The sequence below is a fragment of the Mycobacterium sp. genome (assembly GCF_004298145.1).
Classification (GTDB): domain Bacteria; phylum Actinomycetota; class Actinomycetes; order Mycobacteriales; family Mycobacteriaceae; genus Mycobacterium.
In genome coordinates this window covers 311,219-330,969 of the sequence record NZ_SCRH01000038.1, presented here as the reverse complement: position 1 = coordinate 330,969, position 19,751 = coordinate 311,219, and the positions used below count along the sequence as shown (strand labels likewise).

Here is a 19,751-nt window from a genome sequence, read left to right as displayed (position 1 = left end):
TCATGCCGAGATACAAGGGGCTGAGGAGAAAGATGAGCGGACCGCAGGGATCGGACCAGCAGTGGCAACCGCCCGGCCAAGGTCAAGGCGGCGACCACTCGTCGGACCCGGCCCAGGTGGCGCCGACCTGGCAGGACCAGTCGACCCAGGAGGCGTCGTGGCAGGCCCCCGCCTACACCCCGCCCGCCGAGTACCCGCAGTACCAACAGCCGGCTGAGCAGCCCTATCCGCAGCAGTACCCCCAGCAGCCGGGCTACGCGCAGCCCGGGCAGTACGGTCAGCCGGGCCAATACGCCCAGCCGGGCCAGTACGGTCAGCCGGGGCAGTACGCGCAGCCCGGCCAATACCCGCAGCCCGGCCAGTATCCACAGCCGGGCCAATACGGTCAGTACGGCCAGTACGGTCAGCCGGGCCAGTACCCGCAGCAGTACCCGCCCTATGAGCAGCCCGGCAAGAAGCGACCGGCCGGGCTGATCGCCGGTGTGGGCGGCGCGATCGCGTTGCTGCTCATCATCGTCGTGCTGGTGCTCGGTTTCTGGCAGCCCGGATTCTTCGTCACCACCAAGCTGGACGTCAGCAAGGCGCAGACCGGGGTCCTGCAGGTCCTCAGCGACGAAACCAACGGCTACGGCGCGAAGAACGTCAAAGACGTCAAGTGCAACCACGGTCAAAACCCGACCGTCAAGAAGGGCGCCACGTTCGACTGCGACGTCAGCATCGACGGTGCGTCGAAGCACGTGACAGTGACCTTTCAGGACAACAAGGGCACCTACGAGGTCGGCCGTCCCCAGTAGCGTCCCGGGTTCGCCGGGTTCCTCAGGTCGGCAGCGCGTCGAGCGCTTTCTGCAAGCGGGCGATCGACGAGCCCACGCCGAGTTCGGTTGCCAGCGTGGCGGTTCGTTGCGGGTCGGCGGCGACCAGCGGTAGCTCGTCGCTGGCGGTCGAGAAGGTGACGGGCGCGTCGGTGGCCACGCGCACCACCTGGCAGGCCGCCTCGATGTAGTCCAGTGCGCCCAGCAGTTTCGCCCGCAGGCCCTTCGCCATCTTCGACTTCGGGTCGTGGGCGACGGCCAGGATCTGATCCAGCGAACCGTGCTGGGCCAGCAGCGTCGCCGCGGTCTTCTCACCGACGCCCGGGACCCCCGGCAGCCCGTCGGACGGATCGCCGCGCAGCAGCGCGAGTTCGGCGTAGGCGGGCCCGGCCCGCCCCACCGGCACGCCGTAGTGTTCGGCCACCTCGGCGGGCCCGAACAGCGTGGCTTTGCTCAGCCCGCGGCCGAGGTAGAGCACCCGCACCGGGACCGGATCGTCGGACACCACCTGCATCAGGTCGCGGTCACCGCTGACCACCACCACCGGGTCGTCGCGTTCCCGCGCCGCCAGCGTGCCCAGCACGTCGTCGGCCTCGAAGCCCTCCGCCCCCGCCGTCGGAATCCCGAAGGCGTCAAGCAGTTCGGCGATCATGTCGATCTGGGGCGTCAGGCCGTCCGGGACCTCCTCGACGTCCGGTTCGCCCCGCGGCTCCGCCTCGGCCACGCGGTGGGCCTTGTAGGACGGCACGAGGTCAACCCGGAACTGCGGCCGCCAATCCAGGTCCAGGCAGACCACCAGCCGGCCGGGCCGCTGCTGGGTGATCACCACGGCGACGGAGTCGATGAATCCCCGAACGGCGTTGACGGGCCGGCCGTCGGGGGCGGTGATCGAGGACGGGACCCCGAAATACGAGCGGAACCACATGCTGGCGCCATCGAGCAGCACGAGCGGTGGGCGCATGCGGACTATGGTCTCATGTCGCCGCCGGGCAATCCCGCGTCGCTGCCGGGTAATCCCACGTCGCCGAACGTCGACTCGTTGTCGACCAACGGGCCAAATCGGCACAACAAGTCGACGTTGGATCCACCCGGTTAGCCTGGCTGCCATGGAGTCGCATCGCTTCGACGCAGCTGTGTATGCCCGCCGACTGGCCGCGGCCGCCGCGGCGGCGACGGCCGCGGATCTGGCGGGGCTGGTGATCACGCCCGGGTATGACCTGCGCTACCTGGTGGGGTCGCGCGCCCAGACGCTGGAGAGGTTCACCGCCCTGGTGTTGCCCGCATCCGGTGACCCGACGGTTGTGGTGCCGCGGCTGGAATTGGCCTCGCTCAAGGGGTCGGTCATCGCCGAACTCGGTCTGGCCGTGCGTGATTGGGTCGACGGCGACAATCCCTACGATCTGGTGGGCGCCGCGCTGGGCGGTGCCCCCGTCGCGACCGCCGTGACCGATTCCATGCCGGCGCTGCACTTGTTGCCGCTGGCCGGTGTGCTCGGCGTATTGCCCGTTCTGGCCACCGACGTGTTGCGCACGCTGCGGATGGTCAAGGAGGAATGCGAAGTCGACGCGCTACGCAAAGCGGGGGCGGCCATCGATCGAGTGCACGCCCGGGTGCCGGAGTTTTTGGTGGCCGGCCGCACCGAGGCCGACGTCGCCGCCGACATCGCGGACGCCATTGTGGCCGAAGGACATTCGGAGGTGGCATTCATCATCGTCGGGTCCGGGCCGCACGGCGCCGACCCGCACCACGGGTATTCGGATCGCGAACTACAGGTAGGTGACATCGTCGTTGTCGATATCGGCGGCGCCTATGAACCCGGCTACAACTCTGACTCGACGCGCACCTACAGCATCGGTGAGCCGAATCCCGAGGTATCCCAACATTATTCGGTCCTCCAGCGCGCTCAGCGTGCGGCTTACGAGGCGGTCCGCCCCGGAGTGACGGCCGAGCAGGTCGACGCCGCCGCCCGCGATGTGTTGGCCGCGGAAGGGCTCGCCGAGTATTTCGTGCACCGCACCGGGCACGGGATCGGCCTGTCGGTTCACGAAGAGCCCTACATCGTCGCCGGAAACGACCTGCCGCTGACGGCGGGCATGGCGTTTTCTATCGAGCCGGGCATCTACTTCCCGGGCCGTTGGGGAGCGCGCATCGAGGACATCGTCGTCGTGACCGACGACGGCGCCCTGGCCGTCAACAACCGGCCGCACGAACTGATCGTGGTGCCCGTGGCCTGAGGCTGTGGCCGAACGAATTGTGACGGCGAGGTGACCGTGGCTAGCTTGGCGGCACCGATCATGGGGTGAGTAGCGGCCACGTGCGGGCCTGCGCGAAAATTCCGCACGTGGCTCCCTTGGCCGTTGATCCGGAGGCGATGTACGCCGCGGGTAGTGCCGTGGTTGCGGCCGGTGATGGTCTGGCCGCGAGTCTGACGGTGTTGACGGCGGGCTTTTCGGCGCATACGGGCTTGGATGCCGCCGGTACGACGTTCGGTCTGGCATATCAGGATGCCGCAGAGCAGCTCTTGAAGGCGGCGGCGGCGGGCGTCAACGCGTGCCGACAATGTGGGGCCCGCATACGGCAAGGCGCAGCGAACTATTCGAGGGTCGAAGCGGCCTCGACGCTGGGTGGCGGTGCCGGCGTCCTGCAGGCACCGTCCGAACCGCCCAATTTCACGCCGCCCGGACCCCCAGGGACGTGGGGTAAAGGGGAGCCGCCGCCATTGCTTTGGGCGGTAGTGGAATCCTTCGTCGACGATGTGTGGCCGGACGGCGACGTCGCCGCGCTGCATGCGGCCGCGGCCCGGTGGCGCAGTTTCGGCGCGACGGTGAGCGGCATGAAGAATGCACTCAGCGCTTCGAAGTCGCTATTCGATGGGCAACACATACCCGAAGGCGACAAGATCGATGATGCTCTGTCGAAGGTCGGCGACTGCCTTGCGCAAATCGGCGAGCAGTCCGGAAAGCTCGCGACGAATCTCGACAAGTTCGCCGACGAGGTCAATCAAGCTCACCACCATATTCGCGATCTGCTGAACCGGCTGGGGTCATTATCCGACCTGGGACATGACCTGATGTTGATCGTCAAAGGCGACGCGCTCGACGAGATCAAAAAGATCGCCCAAGACATCGACGGCGTGCTGCACGACTTGGGGCGCGAAGCCCGCGCCGGTGAGCAGATGGTGAAAGGCGGGATGCAGGTCGTCGACGGCCTCATCGTCAAACTCGAAAAATATACGCGGGGCCAGCTCAAGGATTTTCTGGGTGAGGCGGTCGGAAACCAGGTGGCGACAGTGTTCGACACGTGGCTGAACGCGAACGAGGGTGTCCTCAAGGGCGCGGTCGGTATGGCGGTCAGCATGGGCGACCTCCTCCCGGTGTGGGGTGCGGTCGATCCCGACGGGTATGCCGCCACCTGGACGGGGTTGGCGAAAAACGTGTGGAAGGGAAGTCTGTTCAACGCCGTTCTCAACCCCAAGGAGGCCGGGGATACAGAACTGCAGCAAATCAAATCCCTTCTGCATCTTGAAGATTGGAGAAGAGACCGGCCGGGGTTAGGCGCTGGTGAAAACCTCTTCGACTTGGCCACGTTGCTTATACCCGGGGCCGGCGAAGCGGGCGCTGCGGTGGACGGTGCTGGGGCCGCCACTCGTGGCGCCGAGGCGGAGGCTGCGGCCGGGCGTGCCGGTGCGGCCGAAGGGCTTGGCGGGCTCGCCCGCGCACGCGCTGGGTTGACCGACATCACCAGGGCGGGCGGCGATCTGACCAAGAACCTCGAAGGAGTCACCAAGGACCTGCCGAAGGTTGAGCCTCCCAGTGGGACTCCGGTGGCAGTGCCAACCGGTAAGCCGATTGAGGCGCCGGTCGAGTCGGCACCGCGCCCGGCGGATGCGGCGCCGGACGTACCTCAAACGTCGGCGAAGGCACCGCATGAACCCGCATCGGTACCGGCGGAGGGTCCGCGTGAGCCGGCATCGGTGCCTGCTGGCGCCCCGCACGAACCCGCGTCGGCACCGGCCGTCGGTTCGCCCGCCGCTGCCGGCGAGCGCTTGCCATCGGCACTTTCGCAACCGTTCGACCATTCGCCGTCGGTATCGCCCAGCGGATCTCCCAGTGAGGCCGCGCCTTTGACTGCCCACGCACCGGCGCCTTCGCCGGCATCCCCCCATTTCGCGGCTCCCGAAGGTCATCCGGCCGAAGTGCCGATGTCGGGCAATGGCTGGCACGGACCTGGCGAGGGTGGCCCTCCGGGTGAACACGCGCCCGGGGAGCCACACGGCGGAGATCCAAGCGGACATGGCGATGGTGATGCGCCGGGCGATCGGTCAAACGGCGAAGGTTCGCCTGGCCAGGACGTAGATGACGGCGGCACAGGTGAAACACCCGACGGAAATGGCGGTGCTCATGAACAGCCAACGCCAGTAAAGATCCCCGGTGTCGACTACCCCTTACCCACGTCGGGTGCCTTGGGCGTGTTGGACCATCCCGGGGCTGAGCTTCAGCGGTTGGCTGACGGTGGTATTCCGCGCAGCATCCTTGACGGTTATGAACCGTTAGCTGGCCGGACCGTAGAAGAATTCAATCGAGAATTCACAATCAAGAGTGTAAGCGGCGAAAGAATTTGGGACTGGGACGTTCAAGCACCAAAGAACGGATTCGCAGGAATCCCGTTTGAGAGTAATCATATTCCAGTCGATCTCCACTTGGACCGCGTAGGCCCTAACGGGGGAGGTTTCCTGTCACCTGAAGGCGTTCCATTGGCAGAGCGTGCGACGCCGCCCGGATTGGCTGCCCAATACCATGCATTCGAGGGCACTGGCCGCGAAATACCTCCAGGCAAAGATTGGGTAGTGCAACATGGCCCGGCTAAAGAAGCATTTGGGCAACCTGGTGGTGGCGACCAGTGGATCGTATTTGACAAATCAACTGGACGGCCAGTGCCAGTTGATGAGTTGATTCAGAGGCGACTTCTGAAAGAAATAACGCCGCCGAAATGATACGCTATTTATCGACGCCAAGGAGCTACGGGTGACTTTAGAAAAAGACGACCCTGATATTGCCGAACTGATTGCCCGGTACAACGCTTGGCGGCGTATATATGGGTACGCAGGGGAAGCGTCTCCCGATGAAGCAGCTTGGGAAGACGGCCGCTTATCTTTTCGCTTCGGCTTTCCCTACCCGGACTGGTGGGCGTACATACTTGAAGGTACTGGTGGCGACTACAGAGTGCTCCGGGCGTCGACTGAACGTAGTGAAGTTCCCGTCGAAACCCCCAAAGGAAGCTTTTCACAAGTTCGCGATGCCGGAAAATTCCTGATTTATGAAATAGCGGAGTCGCTCCGAATTAGTTGCAGATTGGAACCGCTCAGCTGGAAATGGGATGACGAAGGCCTTGATCCGCAGGTAGACGCACAGATTGCAAGTGATCGAGTGGTCAAGTATGTGCTCCGAAGTAATCCAGATGCATACTTTATTATGACGCGCGGTGATATGCCCTACAGTCACATCCTTCCGCTTTCTTATGATGAGCTAAACGCGTATCTTCTTGATGGCTTTCCGGACAGTGTTATCACACGAGTAAACGCCGAAATGGGCTGACAGGTGCGTACTACTCGCCCCGGTCCAACAGATCCGACGACCCCAGCAGCCGCTCCACCTGAACCTCGATGACTACCCGTCGCGGGTTGGGGCGGGGCGTGCGGTAGCGCTGGGCGTAGCGCAGCTCGGCGTCGCGCACCGCGTCGACGTCGCTATTGACCTTGGATCGGCCCTCCAGCGACAGCCACCGCGCGCCGTCGACCTGGCTCAGCACGGCCAGCCCGCCACGATCGGCGTTGACCGCCTTCTGTGAACCGCCGGTGGTGATGACCCGCGCGATGTGCGTCCTGGGGTCGAAGGTGAAACCTACCGCCACCACGTGCGGCGAATTGTCGGCTCGCAGCGTGGTCAGCATGGCCAGATGGCGTTCCGACAGAAACGCCAGGGCCTCGTCGGTGAGCCGGGTAGTGGTATTCGCCATCATCGCTCACGCTAGCGCAGGTAATAATCGCAGCCGTGGACGACACGAGCGCGGGCCCGATACTAATCCTGGGTGGGCGCAGCGAGATCGGGGTGGAGCTGGCGCGACGCCTCGCGCCGGGGGCGACGGTCGTGCTGGCCGCGCGGAACGCCGATCGGCTCGCCGACCAGGTCAGCGCGCTCAAAGCCGCCGGTGCGACCGCGGTCGACACCAGGGAGTTCGATGCCGACGACCTGGCCTCGCACGCCCCGCTGGTCGCCTCGGTCATCGCCGACCACGGACCCATCGGCACCGCGGTCCTGGCCTTCGGAATCCTGGGCGACCAGCCCCGCGCCGAGACCGACGCCGCACACGCGGTCGCCGTCGTGCACACCGACTACGTCGCCCAGGTCAGCATGCTCACCCACCTGGCCGCCGCGATGCGTGCGGCCGGGCGCGGCCAACTGGTGGTGTTCTCCTCGATCGCCGGTGCGCGCGTGCGCCGGGCCAACTACGTCTACGGCTCGGCCAAGGCCGGCCTGGACGGTTTCGCGAGCGGCCTGGCCGACGCGCTGCACGGCACCGGGGTGCGGCTGCTGATTGCGCGCCCGGGATTTGTCATCGGGCGTATGACGGAAGGCATGACGCCCGCGCCGCTGCCCAGCACGCCCGCGCGGGTGGCCGCCGCGACCGCGCGTGCGCTGGCCAAAGGCCGACGCACCGTGTGGATCCCGTGGGCGCTGGGGCCCGCGGCCGCCGTGATGCGATTGCTGCCGCAGTTCGTGTGGCGCAGGATGCCGCGATGATCGGCGCCGGCGACGATGCGGTGCGAAGCGACGAGGAGTGGCGCTCATGATCGTCGTGGTCGGCATCGGCGCAGACGGGATGGCCGGGCTCGTCGAAGCATCGCGAGACGAACTCCGAAGGGCCACGGTAATTTACGGCTCCAAGCGGCAACTCGACCTTCTCGACGACACGGTGCCGGCGCCCCGACGGCAGTGGCCTTCACCCATGCTGCCCGCCCTGCAGACCCTGCTCGACGACCACGCGGGCGACGTCCACGTAGTGGCCAGCGGCGATCCGCTGTTGCACGGCATCGGCGGCACACTGACCCGGCTGTACGGCCCCGAGAAGGTGCGGGTGCTGCCGCACGTGTCCTCGGTGACGCTGGCGTGCGCGCGGATGGGCTGGAGCGTCCACGACACCGAAGTGATCAGCCTGGTCACCGCGCAGCCGCACACCGCCGTGCGCCGCGGCGGCCAAGCGATCGTGCTGTCGCAAAGCAAATCCACACCCGCCGAGCTGGCCGCGCTGCTCAACGCACACGGCCGCGGCGATTCGCGGTTCACCGTTCTCGAAAGACTCGGCGGCCCAGACGAACATCGCCGCGACGGCACCGCCCGCGACTGGGCCGACGGCGCCCCGCGAGGCATCGACGACCTCAACGTGATCGCCGTGCGCTACCTGCCCGACGAACGCGTTTCGCCCGCGCCCGACGACGCATTCACCCACGACGGCCAAATCACCAAACAGGGAATGCGCGCGGTGACGCTGGCCGCGCTGGCACCGCGCCCCGGTGAGCGGTTGTGGGACGTCGGCGCGGGCTCGGGCAGCATCAGCGTCGAGTGGTGCCTCAGCGGACAGGGTTGCGCCGCGGTCGCTTTCGAACGCGACGAACGACGCCGTCACAACGTCGAATTCAACGCCGCGGCTTTCGGCGTCGGCATCGACGTACGCGGCGACGCCCCCGACGCTTTCGATGGCGCCGAGCCGCCGTCGGCCATCTTCATCGGCGGCGGACTGACCCGGCCCGGTCTGCTCGACGCCTGCCTCGACAAGCTGCCCCCCGGCGGGCGGCTTGTCGCCAATGTGGTCACCACCGAGTCGGAAGCCGTGCTTACACAAGCGTATACGCGTTTAGGCGGAAAGCTGCGACGTTTCCAGCACTATCACGGCGCGGCGCTGGGCGGCTTCACGGGCTGGCACTCGCATTACCCGGTCACCCAGTGGGCGGTGACCAAATGACGGTGTACTTCATCGGCGCGGGCCCGGGCGCCGCCGACCTGATCACCGTCCGCGGCCAACGGCTCCTGCAATCGTGCCCCGTGTGCCTGTACGCCGGGTCGATCATGCCGGACGACCTGCTTACCTTCTGCCCGGAGAACGCGAAAATCGTTGACACCGGCCCGTTGACGTTGGAGCAGATCATCACCGAACTCAGCCAGGCGCACGCCGCCGGGCATGACGTGGCGCGACTGCACTCCGGTGACCCGTCGCTCTACAGCGCGCTGGCCGAGCAGTGCCGCCGCCTCGACTCGCTGGGTATCGACTACGAAATCGTGCCCGGCGTACCGGCTTTCGCCGCGGCCGCGGCCGCCCTGAAACGTGAGCTCACCGTCCCCGGGGTTGCGCAGACGGTGACGCTGACCCGGGTGGCGACCCTGTCCACAGCCATGCCCCCCGGCGAGGAGCTGGCTGCGCTCGCCCGGTCCGCCGCCACGCTGGTCCTGCATTTGGCGGCCGCCCAGATCGACGCCATCATCCCGCAGCTTCTCGCGGGCGGCTACCGGCCCGAAACGCCGGCCGCCGTCGTGGCTTTCGCGAGCTGGCCGCGGGAGACGGTGCTGCGCGGCACACTCGCCGACCTCGCCGCGCAGATGCATGAGGCCAACATCACCAAGACCGCCGTCATCGTGGTCGGCGACGTTCTGACCGCAGGGGAATTCACCGACAGTTACCTGTATTCGGCGGGGCGAGCCCGGGGGAGCAGGCACTGATGCGGGTCTTGCTGCTCGGCGGCACCGGCGAGGCGCGCGCACTGGCGAAAGCCCTGCACCCCCGCATCGACGTCATCAGCTCCCTGGCGGGCCGGGTACCGGATCCGGCCTTGCCCGTCGGAGCGGTGCGCAGCGGCGGCTTCGGCGGCGTGGATGGCCTGCGGCGCTGGCTGCACGACGAACGCATCGACGCCGTCGTCGACGCCACCCACCCGTTCGCGGCCACCATGACCGCACACGCCGCCGCCGTGTGTGGCGAATTACGGATCCCTCATCTAATCCTGGCGCGCCCGGCGTGGGATCCCGGCGCCGCCACCGTCGTCGAGTCGGATGTTTATGCAGCTGAAACCGTTGCACGGCAAGGCTATCCGCGTGTGTTTCTCACCACGGGGCGTTCGGGAGTTCCGGCGTTCGCTGACAGCGACGCGTGGTTTTTGATCCGGGCGGTCACCGAACCGGACAGCTCCTCGCTGCCGCGTCATCACCGGCTGGTGCTCTCGCGCGGCCCGTATGGCTACGACGACGAATTCGCGCTGCTGCGCGGGCACCGCATCGACGCGCTGGTCACCAAGAACAGCGGCGGGCAGATGACGCGGGCGAAGCTGGATGCGGCTGCGGCGCTGAATGTTCCGGTGGTGATGGTGGCGCGTCCACCGTTGCCGGCCGGCGTGTCGACCGTCGGCACCGTGGCCGAGGCCGCCGAATGGGTTGGCGCGCTAGCCCGTTAGGTCGCCGAGCTCGCCATCGGCCAGCAGCGCATCGCGGGCACGCGCGACCCGCGACCGGATGGTGCCCACCGGGCAGCCGCACACCGCGGCGGCGTCGGCATAGGGCAACCCGAGCAACTGGGTGAGCAGAAGCGCTTCCCGCTGTTCGGGGTTGAGGCCGGCGATCATCGTCGTCACCTCAACCAGGTCTTCGAATCCGCGGGCGTGGCGGTCGCCGCGCACGACGTGTTCGGGATCGGCGCCCAGCGCAGTGCGCGGCCGCGATTGCAGGTGGCGGATGTGATCGGCCACCACCCGGCGCGCGATGGAGAGCAGCCACGTCCGGGCGCTCGAGCGTCCGGAGAACCGCTCGACGGCGCCGATGGCGCGCAGGAAAGTCTCCTGGGTCAGATCGTCGGCGTTGCCGGCATCGGACAGGTAGGCGACGAACCGCCACACGTCTTGCTGGGTGGCTTTGATGAACGCCTCGAGCGCTCGCGCGTTCCCGCGTGCGGCTGACAACGCGAGCTCGGTCACGGCCTCGTCGTCGCTCGGCGCGATCATGCTCAACCACCTTAGTGCCGCGGGTTTCCCGATCCTACGACGGGTCGTCGTAGACGATGCGGTGTGGTCGAGGGCCGCGTGATTGATCGGCCGCAGATGTCCGCGTCGCCGACCGCTGGGGGAGTCGGCCGCCCAAGCTGGGAAGTCGGCGTCGGCCGAGCCGTCGGAGCCGTGCCGTCGGTGCGAACCCACCCGCTCGCGCGCCACCAGCAACGCGAATGCCAGGCCCAACAGCAGGGGCATGTGGCTGGCGATCCTGGTGGCCGTGACCTGTCCCGCGAAGGCATCGACGAGCACATAACTCAGTAGCGCAACGGAATACACGCCCGTGATCGCCGCCACCCCCGACGCGGAGGCGGGCCAGACGCCGGCAGCGACCATCGCCAAACCCAACGCCAGCAACCACGCCGTGGACTCATGCATCAAGTGCTCGCCCGACATCGCGCCGTGCATGTGACCGGACACCATGCCGAAATCGACCCCGCTGATCTGGGCGGCGGCGACCGCCACCTGGAACAGACCCACACCGATCAACCCCCACCGCCGGTAGTGCGACCGCAGCCAGCGCATCCAGGCATGGTGTCCGGAGGGCTGCTCGCCGATGCTGGCCATAATTTTGTCGACCAGGTCGGGTCCCTCGCCGGGCGTAACCGAGGCCAGCCGACGCGTCTGTGCCGCCGCCCCGATCAGCCAGGAGCGGCAACTGCGGCAGGATTCAAGATGGGCATCGACCTGCTGCGCGAGCACCTGGGGGCGCTCACCATCCAATCGAGCCGACAGCGCTTCACGCGCAACGTCACACCGCATCCCTGCATCGTTGCGCATGGCCCGTCCGCGCGCAAAGACTCCCCGGATTTGGCGCCGAACGAAATGGCGGGGAACTAAACGACGGCGGCAACCGACCTCTGGCCGTAAGCATCGCCAGCCCATCCACGAGATTCACCGAAGAGGTAGTCGTGTTCCTGCCCGAAGGCCCCCGACGATGATCGCCCCGATCTGGGCCGCGTTTCCGCCCGAAGTGCACTCGACGTTGCTCAGCAGCGGCCCCGGCCCCGCCCCACTGCTGGCCGCCGCGACGGCATGGTCGTCGATGAGCACCGACTATGCGACCGCGGCATCCGAACTCAGCGGGTTACTGGGCACCGTGCAGGCCGGGGCGTGGGACGGCCCCAGCGCCGAGCAGTACGTGGCCGCGCACGTCCCCTACCAGGCCTGGCTGCTGGAGAGCGCGGCCAAAAGCTCAGCCGCGGCGAGCCTGCACGAGACCGCGGCCACCGCCTACACCACCGCGCTGGTCGCCATGCCGACGCTGGGCGAACTCGCGGCCAACCACGCGGTGCACGGCGCGTTGGTCGCCACGAACTTCTTCGGCATCAACACCGTTCCCATCGCCGTCAACGAAGCCGACTACGCGCGCATGTGGGTCCAGGCCGCCACGACGATGACGACCTACCAGGCCGTCAGTGAATCCGCGCTGGCGGCGGTCCCGCAGAGCACACCCGCGCCGCAGATCATGGTGGCGGGCGCGGAGGCAAACAATGCGACGACCGCGGCCGCGGATTCGCCACCGCAGCAGACTTACCCGTCCTGGATGGACCAGCTCACGGCGTGGCTGAAGCAATACACCCAGAACTTCGCCTGGCCGGTTTCCAAGGACCTCAACCCCGGGGGATGGCCGTTTCCGCCGGTGCCGTGGGTCAACAGTCTCGCCGCGTTCTTCGGGCAGCTGGGACTGTCACCGGCCCTGTCGACCGCGCTCGGCTGGGCCATCTTCCACACCCTGATGATCTTCTGGCCGTTCATTCAGCTTGCGATCCAAATGGCGGTGGTGCTCGCGCCGGTCGTCGTTGCCGCCATCGGCGCGGCCGCGGCCGGCGGGGCGGCCGCCGCGATCACCGCGATCAGTGTCGGGATCCCGCTGGCAACGGCCCCGCCCCTGCCGGCCGTGGCAGCGGCACCGGCACCCGTGGCCGCTCCGGCGCCGATCATCAGCAGCGCGCCCGCGACTGTGAGCCACGTGCCGACACCGTCCACCGCCCCCGCGACGACGGTCGCCGGTTCGGCCGGCGGCGGACCGGTCGATGGGGGACCCGGCGTCGGCTTCGGCCCGACGGCGACCGACGGAATCGGCGCGAACCTGTCCAACGCCCTCTATGCGGTGGGGCTGTCGGGACTCTCGGCGCGCGGCAGCGCGAGCAGTCGATCGCGTCGTAAGTCCGAGGAGCCGTCGCCCGACGACGTCGACGCGCCCGCCGCCGCAGCCGGGGCCGCCGAGGCCAAGAGGAAGGCGCGGGCCCGTCGGCGCCGCGGCGGAACCGCCACCGAACGCGCCTATCGCTACGAATTCATGGACCTCGACGAGGACCCGGATCCGGGCGTCGGCACCGACGACCCGCACGCCGCCCGGCCCTCCGAGGACAGCGCGGGTCCGCTCGGATTCGCCGGTGCCGCGGCCAAATCCGGTGCCGCCCAGGCCGCCGGGTTGGCAACGCTGACCCGTGACGGGCTGGGCGACGGCTCCAGCGTGCCGATGATGCCGAGCACCTGGGACCGCCACTAAGCCCTACGACGATGCAGCCCGCGTAGCGGGGTGTGGAGGAATAGGGCAATCAGGCTAAGCCCTACGACGATGCAGCCCGCGTAGCGGGGTGCGGAGGAATAGGGCAATCAGGCTAAGCCCTACGACGATGCAGCCCGCGTAGCGGGGTGCGGAGGAATAGGGCAATCAGGCTAAGCCCTGGTTCAGGTCTGGTAGCGCCGGGGCGTGAAGACCCGGTCACTGGAATCGTCTGAGTACCACTGGGTTTGCGAGGACCCAACGATCAGCAGGCAGCGCATGTCGATCTCAGCCGGATCGAGATCGGCCAGCCGGACCACGCGGACGTCTTCGTCGGCGCCCGACACATTGCGGCCGATCACCACCGGCGTGCCCGGTTCGCGGTGCGCCAGCAGAATGTCGCGCATCGCGCCGACCTGCCAGGTCCGCGTCTTCGACGCCGGGTTATAGATCGCCAGCACCAGATCGGCGGCCGCGGCGGCCTGTAGCCGCGCGGAGATCACCTCCCACGGCTTGAGCCGGTCGGACAGCGAGATCACCGCGTAGTCGTGGCCCAGGGGCGCGCCGACCCGGCTGGCCACCGCCTGGGCGGCGGTCATGGCCGGAATCACCCGAATCTGTACGCCCGGCCATTGTTTGGCCTCTTCCAGCACCGCGGTCGCCATCGCGAACACCCCCGGGTCGCCCGACGACACCACCGCCACGGCCCGCCCCTGCTCGGCCAGCACGCAGGCCAGCCGCGCGCGCTCGGGTTCGTCGCGGTTGTCGCTGGGGTGATGCTGCTGGCCCTCGCGAGCCGGGACGCGGTCCAGGTAGCCGCCGTAGCCGATCAGGTCGGTCGCCGTGGCCAGCTCCCGCCGGCTCTGCGGCGTCATCCAATCCATGTCGCCGGGGCCCAGGCCCACCACCGCGACGCTGCCGGCCGCCGGCTCTTTCGGGGACCGCCCCGGCAGCCGGCGGCCGCCCGGCAGTATGGCCAGCGAGAAGTACGGCACGCTGGTCTCATCGACCTCCGCCGCGGGCAGGATACGCTGGCCGGCGCTGCTGGCGCGCTCGACGTAAAACGCGTCGCCGAGCTGTCCGGATGCCGAAAGTGCTTCCCGTACATCGTGATACGAACGCCCCAACTTGAGGACCACGGCGGCGTCGGCGTCGGCGAGCCGGCGGGTCAGTTCGGCGACCGGCAAGGTGCCCGGCAACACCGACAGCACCTCGTCGCCGGCCACCAACGGTGTCGCGATGGCCGCCGAGGCGGCGCTCACCGACGTCACTCCCGGGACGATGACCGCGTTGAACCGCTCCGTCAGCCGGGTGTGCAGATGCATGTACGAGCTGTAGAACAGCGGGTCGCCCTCGGCCAGCAGCGCCACGTTGCGCCCGGCGTCCAGGTGCGCGGCGATGCGTCGCGTGGCCTCGGCGTAGAAGTCTTCGAGCGCGCCGGCATAGCCGCCCGGGTGGTCGGTGACCTCGGTGGTCACCGGATACACCAGGTGCTCCTCGATCTGGCCGGGTCGCAGATACCGTTCGGCGATCCCGCGCGCGATGCTGCGGCCGTGCCGGGCGCTGTGATAGGCGACCACGTCGGCCTCGCCGATCACCCGCGCGGCTTTGACGGTCACCAGCTCCGGGTCGCCCGGCCCCAGCCCGACGCCCCACAGTGTCCCCCTTTGGGCGCTTCGCGCGGTCCCTTGTGCGCTCATTCGGTGTCGCTCGCGATCGCGTTGACGGCGGCGGCGGCCATGGCGCTGCCGCCGCGGCGGCCCTGCACCACCAGATACGACATTCCGCGTGGGCGGTCGACGAGCTCCTGCTTGGACTGGGCCGACCCGACGAATCCCACCGGCCCGCCCAGCACCCCGGCCGGCGGGGAAAGCCCTTCGTCGATCAGTTCGAGCAGCCGGAACAGCGCGGTCGGCGCGTTGCCGATGGCCAGCACGGCGCCGTCCAGCCGGTCCGCCCACAGCTCTACCCCGGCGGCCGAGCGGGTGGTGTGTCGCCGTGTGGCCAGGTCGGCCGCCCGCGGGTCCGCCACCAGCGACACCACCTCGTTGCCCGCCGGCAGCCGAGCGGTGGTGATCCCGGCGGCCACCATCGACGAATCGCACAACACCGGGGCACCACGCCGCAGGGCCGCGCCGACGCGCTCGACGACATCGTCGGTGAACGCGACGTGCTCGGCGACGTCGACCTGGCCGCAGGTGTGGATCAACCGGACGACAACCCGCGCCACCTCGGGGGGGAATCGAGCCAGATCGGCTTCGGCGCGGATGGTCGCGAACGACTGGCGATAGATCTCCGCGGCATCGCGGATGTAGTCGAGCACCCGCTCACCCTAAGGGTTGTCAGGTTCGCAGCATCCGGTATCCGTCGCCGGTGGCGACCAGCACCTGACCGGCGGGTGGGCTGCCGCAGGCGCGTTCGCAGCCCACGAAGTGCCGATGCACCACAACGTCGGCATTCAACGCCTGTGCCGCGTCCGCGCGCACATCCGCGGCCGAGCGCACGCAACCGGGGCTGCCGGTGCAGGCGCTGACGGTCAGCCAGGGGGAGTTCTCGTCGAACACCAGTCCCAATGGCGCCAGCACGCGTAGCGCGGTGTCGGCGACGGCTTCGTCGAGATCGCATACCAGCACCGATCGCCACGGTGTGACCACCAGTGGCGCCTCGATGGCCGCCAGGTATTCCGCGACGCGCGCGGGCAGGACACCCAGCGGCACCGCGGCGCCCAGCGTGACGCGGCCGTCGTCCTGATCGATCCAGCCCACGGGGGCCTTGGTGACGGCGGGAAACGGTGTCGCGCCCGGTTCGGCATCAGGTAACAGTCGGCGGAGGTCATCCAATTCCTGTACCCGCCAAGCTGTTTCGCGCACATCCACGAAGCGGGTCGCCAGGGTGATCAGCGTCTCGACCACCTCGCCGGCGGCCAGCCGGACGCCGGTGTCGCGTCCGGCCAGCAACAGGGCGTAACCGCCCGCCGACGCGTGCACGCCGATATCGGCGCGCAGCCCCGACACGTCGGCGCGCCCGTCGTCGAGGCCGAACAGGAAGCGGCCGCCCAGGTCCGCGAGTCGCGGCGCGGCGCAGATCGCGGCGTCCAGCTCGCCGACCCGGCTCCGCACGTCGACGTCGCCCCCGGCGCGCCCCGACAGCGGTGACGCGACGATGTTGCGGACGCGCTCATGGGTGGTCGACGGCAACAGGCCCGCGGCCGCGAGCGCCTCGGCGACCGCGGTCACGTCGGTGAGCCCGCGCAACTGGACGTTGCCCCGCGCGGTGAGTTCGAGCGTTCCCGACCCACACCGGGTGGCCGCGGCGCTCAAGGCCGCCAGCTGGGCGGCGGTGATCATGCCCCCGGGCAACCGCACCCGGGCCAGGGCGCCGTCGGCGGCCTGGTGCACCTGCAGCGCACCCGGGCAAGCGTCGGTGTCGCGCGTCCTGGCCACCCGTCCACGGTACGGCTACCGGCCGGACACGGCGGCCGGCTGCGGGGATGCGCGTCGACACCGCAGTACTAATTGAGGCGGCAAGCGCTAGCGGATACGCGATCGCTGTCGCGGTTCACGGCATGCTGCGGGATCGGCGCGGCGCGGGCACACTCGTGCCCGTGGACACGGTGGAATACGCGCCCGGACGCTTGGCCGACGTCTTCGGCGACTCCCGACGACCCACCGTCCTGCTGTGGCACGGCATGCAGACCGATGCCCGCGCGGCCTTCAGGCCCCTGGCTGGCATGCTCAGCGAGCGCGGTGCGGCCGTGGTGGCGCCGGACTGGAATTCCCACGCCGACGACGGGGGCAGGGCGGATCTGTTGGGATCGCTCAACTTCACCCGCGACTTCGCGGGCGCGGGCAACGGCATCGTGCTCGTCGGGTGGTCCATGGGCGGTTGCGCCGCAGCGGGTCTGACGCTCAACGCGGCGCGGTTCGACGTCACCCTCGTCCACACCGTGTGCCTGGCCGGCGCGTTCATGGTGCCCGACCCGCTCTCCGGTCAGGCGCCGGCCGACACGCTATCGGCCGGCCGCGCGGGCACGCCGTTCACCCTGCTGCACGGGTTGGCCGACGACGCCGTCCCGGTGAGTGTCAGCAGGGAGTTCGCTGCCGGCCTGAAAAGGGTTGGGTGGCCGGTCGGGTTGGTGGAGCTCGACGCCGACCACGGTTCCATCGCCGGTGCCGACTACGACCCGGTGGCGGATCGCTACGAACCCGGGACGAGCGGGGAGGCGCTGCGGATCGCCGGGGAAGTCGCCACGCGGGTTGCGGCTCTGATCGGTCGCTGATCGCCGACGCGATCACGCGCCCGCGAGGCTCAAACCCGGCGCGGGACGCTACCCAGTTCGCGTAACCAGCCCTGGCGGGCCGCCTCATGGACTTTGGCGTTGAACTACCTGAGGATTCACGACGACCCGATGCGTTGTGCGTAAGTCTGGCGCCTCTCGCGTTCCCGACAGTCGTGCGCGACCCCACCCGTGCTAGGTGCCACCGGCGCTGTGCCGCAAGAGTTTTGCGGCGTCGAGAAAAAGCGCGAGTAAAGTGACTTCGGTGGCCGTGGCTTCGTCGAATGACCGGATGATCGCCGGGGTCGCCGCTGCCTCCGTTGCGCTTGGTGTCGCCCAACTGGCCGGCATCCCGTTCGGCGCGCGGGCTGATGCCCGCGCCGCCGTGGGTTCCGCGGTCGTCGACCTGACACCGGGCCCCGTCAAAGAGTGGGCCATCCAAACACTCGGTCCGCTCGACAAACCCTTCCTGGCCGTCGTCGTGCTCGTGGTGATCGCGACGATCGCGGCGATCGCCGGGACCCTCGAGACGCGGCGCCGCCCGTTGGGCAGCGCCGTGATCGCCGCGGCGGGCGTCCTTGGCTGCATTGCCGTGCTGTCCCGACCAGGCGGCACCGCACTCGACACGATCCCCGCCGTCGCCGGCGCCGCGTGCGGCGTAGGGGTGCTGCGGGTGCTCAGCCGGCGGTTCGGGCCCGAGCCGGACGACGACGCGGACGACCGGGAGCAGGCAGATCCCGGCCGGCGCAGGTTGGTCATGTACGGGTTGCTCGGACTTGGCGTCGTCAGCGGGGTAGTGGGGGTACTCGTCGCGCGGCTGGCGCATTCGGTGGAAGCCGACCGTGAGAGGTTCGCCCTGCCCCGACCGCGGTCCTCGGCGCGCCCGATACCCGCCGACGTGCAGCCGAAAGGCGTTGCGTTGCCAAGTTTTATCACTTCAAGTGCTGACTTCTACCGGGTCGACACCGCGCTGAGCGTTCCCCAGCTCAGCCGCGGTGACTGGCGCCTCCGTATCCACGGGATGGTGGATCGCGAGACCACCTACAGCTTCGACGACCTCGCCCGCTTCGACATCGTCGAGACGGTGACCACGCTGACATGTGTATCCAATCCCGTTGGCGGAGAACTTATTTCAACGGGCATCTGGACGGGCTACCGGCTGGCGGACCTGCTGGCGGCGGCCGGTGTGCACCGGGACGCGGACATGGTGCTCTCCACCTCGATCGAGGGATTCACCGTCGGCACCCCCGTGCAGGCTCTCACGGATGGCCGCGACGCGCTGCTGGCGGTCGGCCTCAACGGTCAACCGCTGCCGGTCGAGCACGGCTACCCGGCCCGCATGGTGGTGCCCGGACTCTATGGCTACGTGTCGGCCACCAAGTGGGTGGTGGATTTGGAGCTGACCCGGTTCGACAGGGCCAGGGCCTACTGGACGCGGCAGGGCTGGGCGGCGCAGGCGCCGATCAAGACGGAGTCGCGGATCGACGTGCCCAGGGGCGGCCAGAAGGTGCCGGTGGGGCCGGTGGTGTTCGGCGGCGTTGCGTGGGCACAAAATCGTGGTGTGCGGGCGGTCGAAGTCCGCATCGGCGACGGCGGTTGGGAACCGGCCGAACTGGGTGCGAGTTATTCCAATGAGACATGGCGATTGTGGAGCTTCCCGTGGCAGGCGAAAAGTCCCGGAAGCGAAACCATCACCGTGCGGGCGATCGACAATACCGGTGCCGTCCAAACCGAAGAGCGCGCCAATCCCGTCCCCGACGGTGCCACCGGCTGGCACACGGCAAACTTCGCCGTCGTGCCGGCGTAGCACCCTATTTCGACCTTAGTTTCCGCCAACTGATCACGGCGATCGTTACCCCTACGAGCGCGGTGATCGGCCCGATGACGGACCAGGTGGTGGTGTTGCTCATCGGGCTGCCGCCGAGCACCCCGAATCCCTGCAGTGCCCAGATCACACCAAACAACGCGACGATCAGCCCGACCGCGAAGGCGACGACGAATCCTCTGCTCATAGGGGGACCCTACGTGCCGATTCGGCCGTTCGATGCCGCTGCGGTACGAATG

General features: G+C 68.5%; 19 protein-coding genes and 1 pseudogene. 12 read left to right on the top strand and 8 right to left on the bottom strand.

All coding sequences use genetic code 11. From position 1 onward, the window contains the following. Nucleotides 1-32: 32 nt before the first annotated feature. Nucleotides 33-794, top strand: coding sequence for a DUF4333 domain-containing protein (locus EPN51_RS15200; RefSeq protein ID WP_293043954.1), 762 nt, complete (start codon nucleotides 33-35; stop codon nucleotides 792-794). Nucleotides 795-816: 22 nt separating this feature from the next. On the opposite strand, the gene EPN51_RS15195 is transcribed toward EPN51_RS15200, so the two are convergent. Continuing rightward, complete coding sequence (locus EPN51_RS15195) at nucleotides 817-1,773, bottom strand: 5'-3' exonuclease (RefSeq protein WP_293043952.1); 957 nt, start codon at nucleotides 1,771-1,773, stop codon at nucleotides 817-819. Nucleotides 1,774-1,918: 145 nt separating this feature from the next. Between EPN51_RS15195 and EPN51_RS15190 the strand changes: the two genes are divergently transcribed. From EPN51_RS15190 to EPN51_RS15180, 3 genes are all read left to right on the top strand, one after another. Beyond that, on the top strand, nucleotides 1,919-3,046 hold the full coding sequence (locus EPN51_RS15190) for a Xaa-Pro peptidase family protein (protein ID WP_293043950.1): 1,128 nt from the start codon (nucleotides 1,919-1,921) through the stop codon (nucleotides 3,044-3,046). A 107-nt stretch (nucleotides 3,047-3,153) separates the two neighbouring features. Next, nucleotides 3,154-5,805: a glycohydrolase toxin TNT-related protein gene (locus EPN51_RS15185; RefSeq protein ID WP_293043948.1), complete on the top strand. Its 2,652-nt coding sequence runs from the start codon at nucleotides 3,154-3,156 to the stop codon at nucleotides 5,803-5,805. 31 nt (nucleotides 5,806-5,836) lie between these two features. Then, complete coding sequence (locus EPN51_RS15180; protein ID WP_293043946.1) at nucleotides 5,837-6,406, top strand: hypothetical protein; 570 nt, start codon at nucleotides 5,837-5,839, stop codon at nucleotides 6,404-6,406. 10 nt (nucleotides 6,407-6,416) lie between these two features. On the opposite strand, the gene EPN51_RS15175 is transcribed toward EPN51_RS15180, so the two are convergent. Then, nucleotides 6,417-6,827: a F420-dependent biliverdin reductase gene (locus EPN51_RS15175; protein ID WP_293043945.1), complete on the bottom strand. Its 411-nt coding sequence runs from the start codon at nucleotides 6,825-6,827 to the stop codon at nucleotides 6,417-6,419. 35 nt (nucleotides 6,828-6,862) lie between these two features. On the opposite strand from EPN51_RS15175, the gene EPN51_RS15170 reads away from it, so the two are divergent. The 4 genes from EPN51_RS15170 to EPN51_RS15155 are packed head-to-tail and all read left to right on the top strand — an operon-like array spanning nucleotide 6,863 to nucleotide 10,311. Further along, nucleotides 6,863-7,612, top strand: coding sequence for an SDR family NAD(P)-dependent oxidoreductase (locus EPN51_RS15170; RefSeq protein ID WP_293043943.1), 750 nt, complete (start codon nucleotides 6,863-6,865; stop codon nucleotides 7,610-7,612). A 46-nt stretch (nucleotides 7,613-7,658) separates the two neighbouring features. Beyond that, nucleotides 7,659-8,831, top strand: coding sequence for a precorrin-6y C5,15-methyltransferase (decarboxylating) subunit CbiE (gene cbiE / locus EPN51_RS15165; RefSeq protein ID WP_293043942.1), 1,173 nt, complete (start codon nucleotides 7,659-7,661; stop codon nucleotides 8,829-8,831). Then, nucleotides 8,828-9,583, top strand: a complete 756-nt coding sequence (cobM, locus tag EPN51_RS15160) for a precorrin-4 C(11)-methyltransferase (RefSeq protein ID WP_293043941.1) — start codon at nucleotides 8,828-8,830, stop codon at nucleotides 9,581-9,583. The genes cbiE and cobM overlap by 4 nt, the downstream gene beginning before the upstream one ends. Beyond that, nucleotides 9,583-10,311 (top strand): cobalt-precorrin-6A reductase, encoded by a 729-nt coding sequence (locus EPN51_RS15155; RefSeq protein ID WP_293043939.1) that lies wholly within the window; start codon nucleotides 9,583-9,585, stop codon nucleotides 10,309-10,311. The genes cobM and EPN51_RS15155 overlap by 1 nt, the downstream gene beginning before the upstream one ends. Here EPN51_RS15155 and sigC read toward each other — a convergent pair. Continuing rightward, complete coding sequence (gene sigC, locus EPN51_RS15150) at nucleotides 10,300-10,854, bottom strand: RNA polymerase sigma factor SigC (RefSeq protein ID WP_293044096.1); 555 nt, start codon at nucleotides 10,852-10,854, stop codon at nucleotides 10,300-10,302. The genes EPN51_RS15155 and sigC overlap by 12 nt on opposite strands. 114 nt (nucleotides 10,855-10,968) lie before the next feature. Next, nucleotides 10,969-11,622, bottom strand: a pseudogene (locus EPN51_RS15145) (DUF2275 domain-containing protein); the annotation flags it as partial. Here EPN51_RS15145 and EPN51_RS15140 point away from each other — a divergent pair. Both EPN51_RS15140 and EPN51_RS15135 read left to right on the top strand, forming a co-directional pair. Then, nucleotides 11,575-11,739: a hypothetical protein gene (locus tag EPN51_RS15140; RefSeq protein ID WP_293044108.1), complete on the top strand. Its 165-nt coding sequence runs from the start codon at nucleotides 11,575-11,577 to the stop codon at nucleotides 11,737-11,739. The pseudogene EPN51_RS15145 and the gene EPN51_RS15140 sit on opposite strands and share 48 nt — an antisense overlap. 97 nt (nucleotides 11,740-11,836) lie before the next feature. Further along, nucleotides 11,837-13,414, top strand: a complete 1,578-nt coding sequence (locus tag EPN51_RS15135; RefSeq protein WP_293043937.1) for a PPE domain-containing protein — start codon at nucleotides 11,837-11,839, stop codon at nucleotides 13,412-13,414. A gap of 182 nt (nucleotides 13,415-13,596) precedes the next feature. On the opposite strand, the gene EPN51_RS15130 is transcribed toward EPN51_RS15135, so the two are convergent. From EPN51_RS15130 to cobG, 3 genes are read right to left on the bottom strand one after another with little or no spacing between them, the layout of a single operon-like run. Continuing rightward, entirely contained in the window at nucleotides 13,597-15,111 is a 1,515-nt protein-coding gene (locus EPN51_RS15130) for a precorrin-2 C(20)-methyltransferase (RefSeq protein WP_293043935.1), read from the bottom strand. Then, on the bottom strand, nucleotides 15,108-15,734 hold the full coding sequence (locus EPN51_RS15125) for a precorrin-8X methylmutase (protein ID WP_293043933.1): 627 nt from the start codon (nucleotides 15,732-15,734) through the stop codon (nucleotides 15,108-15,110). The genes EPN51_RS15130 and EPN51_RS15125 overlap by 4 nt, the downstream gene beginning before the upstream one ends. Nucleotides 15,735-15,753: 19 nt before the next feature. Further along, entirely contained in the window at nucleotides 15,754-16,854 is a 1,101-nt protein-coding gene (gene cobG / locus EPN51_RS15120; RefSeq protein WP_293043931.1) for a precorrin-3B synthase, read from the bottom strand. A 161-nt stretch (nucleotides 16,855-17,015) separates the two neighbouring features. Between cobG and EPN51_RS15115 the strand changes: the two genes are divergently transcribed. Beyond that, nucleotides 17,016-17,690 (top strand): alpha/beta fold hydrolase, encoded by a 675-nt coding sequence (locus EPN51_RS15115; RefSeq protein ID WP_293043929.1) that lies wholly within the window; start codon nucleotides 17,016-17,018, stop codon nucleotides 17,688-17,690. Between the two features lie 289 nt (nucleotides 17,691-17,979). Next, complete coding sequence (locus tag EPN51_RS15110; protein ID WP_293044094.1) at nucleotides 17,980-19,494, top strand: molybdopterin-dependent oxidoreductase; 1,515 nt, start codon at nucleotides 17,980-17,982, stop codon at nucleotides 19,492-19,494. Between the two features lie 4 nt (nucleotides 19,495-19,498). Here EPN51_RS15110 and EPN51_RS15105 read toward each other — a convergent pair whose 3' ends face one another. Then, nucleotides 19,499-19,699: a hypothetical protein gene (locus EPN51_RS15105; RefSeq protein WP_293043927.1), complete on the bottom strand. Its 201-nt coding sequence runs from the start codon at nucleotides 19,697-19,699 to the stop codon at nucleotides 19,499-19,501. Between the last annotated feature and the right edge of the window lie 52 nt (nucleotides 19,700-19,751).

What these genes read in the sequence shown, in the direction of transcription:
- EPN51_RS15200 (WP_293043954.1), top strand. Translation starts at nt 33, where the DNA reads ATGAGCGGACCGCAGGGATCGGACCAGCAGTGGCAACCGCCCGGCCAA.
- EPN51_RS15195 (WP_293043952.1), bottom strand. Translation starts at nt 1,773, where the DNA reads ATGCGCCCACCGCTCGTGCTGCTCGATGGCGCCAGCATGTGGTTCCGC.
- EPN51_RS15190 (WP_293043950.1), top strand. Translation starts at nt 1,919, where the DNA reads ATGGAGTCGCATCGCTTCGACGCAGCTGTGTATGCCCGCCGACTGGCC.
- EPN51_RS15175 (WP_293043945.1), bottom strand. Translation starts at nt 6,827, where the DNA reads ATGGCGAATACCACTACCCGGCTCACCGACGAGGCCCTGGCGTTTCTG.
- cbiE (WP_293043942.1), top strand. Translation starts at nt 7,659, where the DNA reads ATGATCGTCGTGGTCGGCATCGGCGCAGACGGGATGGCCGGGCTCGTC.
- cobM (WP_293043941.1), top strand. Translation starts at nt 8,828, where the DNA reads ATGACGGTGTACTTCATCGGCGCGGGCCCGGGCGCCGCCGACCTGATC.
- EPN51_RS15155 (WP_293043939.1), top strand. Translation starts at nt 9,583, where the DNA reads ATGCGGGTCTTGCTGCTCGGCGGCACCGGCGAGGCGCGCGCACTGGCG.
- sigC (WP_293044096.1), bottom strand. Translation starts at nt 10,854, where the DNA reads ATGATCGCGCCGAGCGACGACGAGGCCGTGACCGAGCTCGCGTTGTCA.
- EPN51_RS15140 (WP_293044108.1), top strand. Translation starts at nt 11,575, where the DNA reads ATGGGCATCGACCTGCTGCGCGAGCACCTGGGGGCGCTCACCATCCAA.
- EPN51_RS15135 (WP_293043937.1), top strand. Translation starts at nt 11,837, where the DNA reads ATGATCGCCCCGATCTGGGCCGCGTTTCCGCCCGAAGTGCACTCGACG.
- EPN51_RS15130 (WP_293043935.1), bottom strand. Translation starts at nt 15,111, where the DNA reads ATGAGCGCACAAGGGACCGCGCGAAGCGCCCAAAGGGGGACACTGTGG.
- EPN51_RS15110 (WP_293044094.1), top strand. Translation starts at nt 17,980, where the DNA reads ATGATCGCCGGGGTCGCCGCTGCCTCCGTTGCGCTTGGTGTCGCCCAA.
- EPN51_RS15105 (WP_293043927.1), bottom strand. Translation starts at nt 19,699, where the DNA reads ATGAGCAGAGGATTCGTCGTCGCCTTCGCGGTCGGGCTGATCGTCGCG.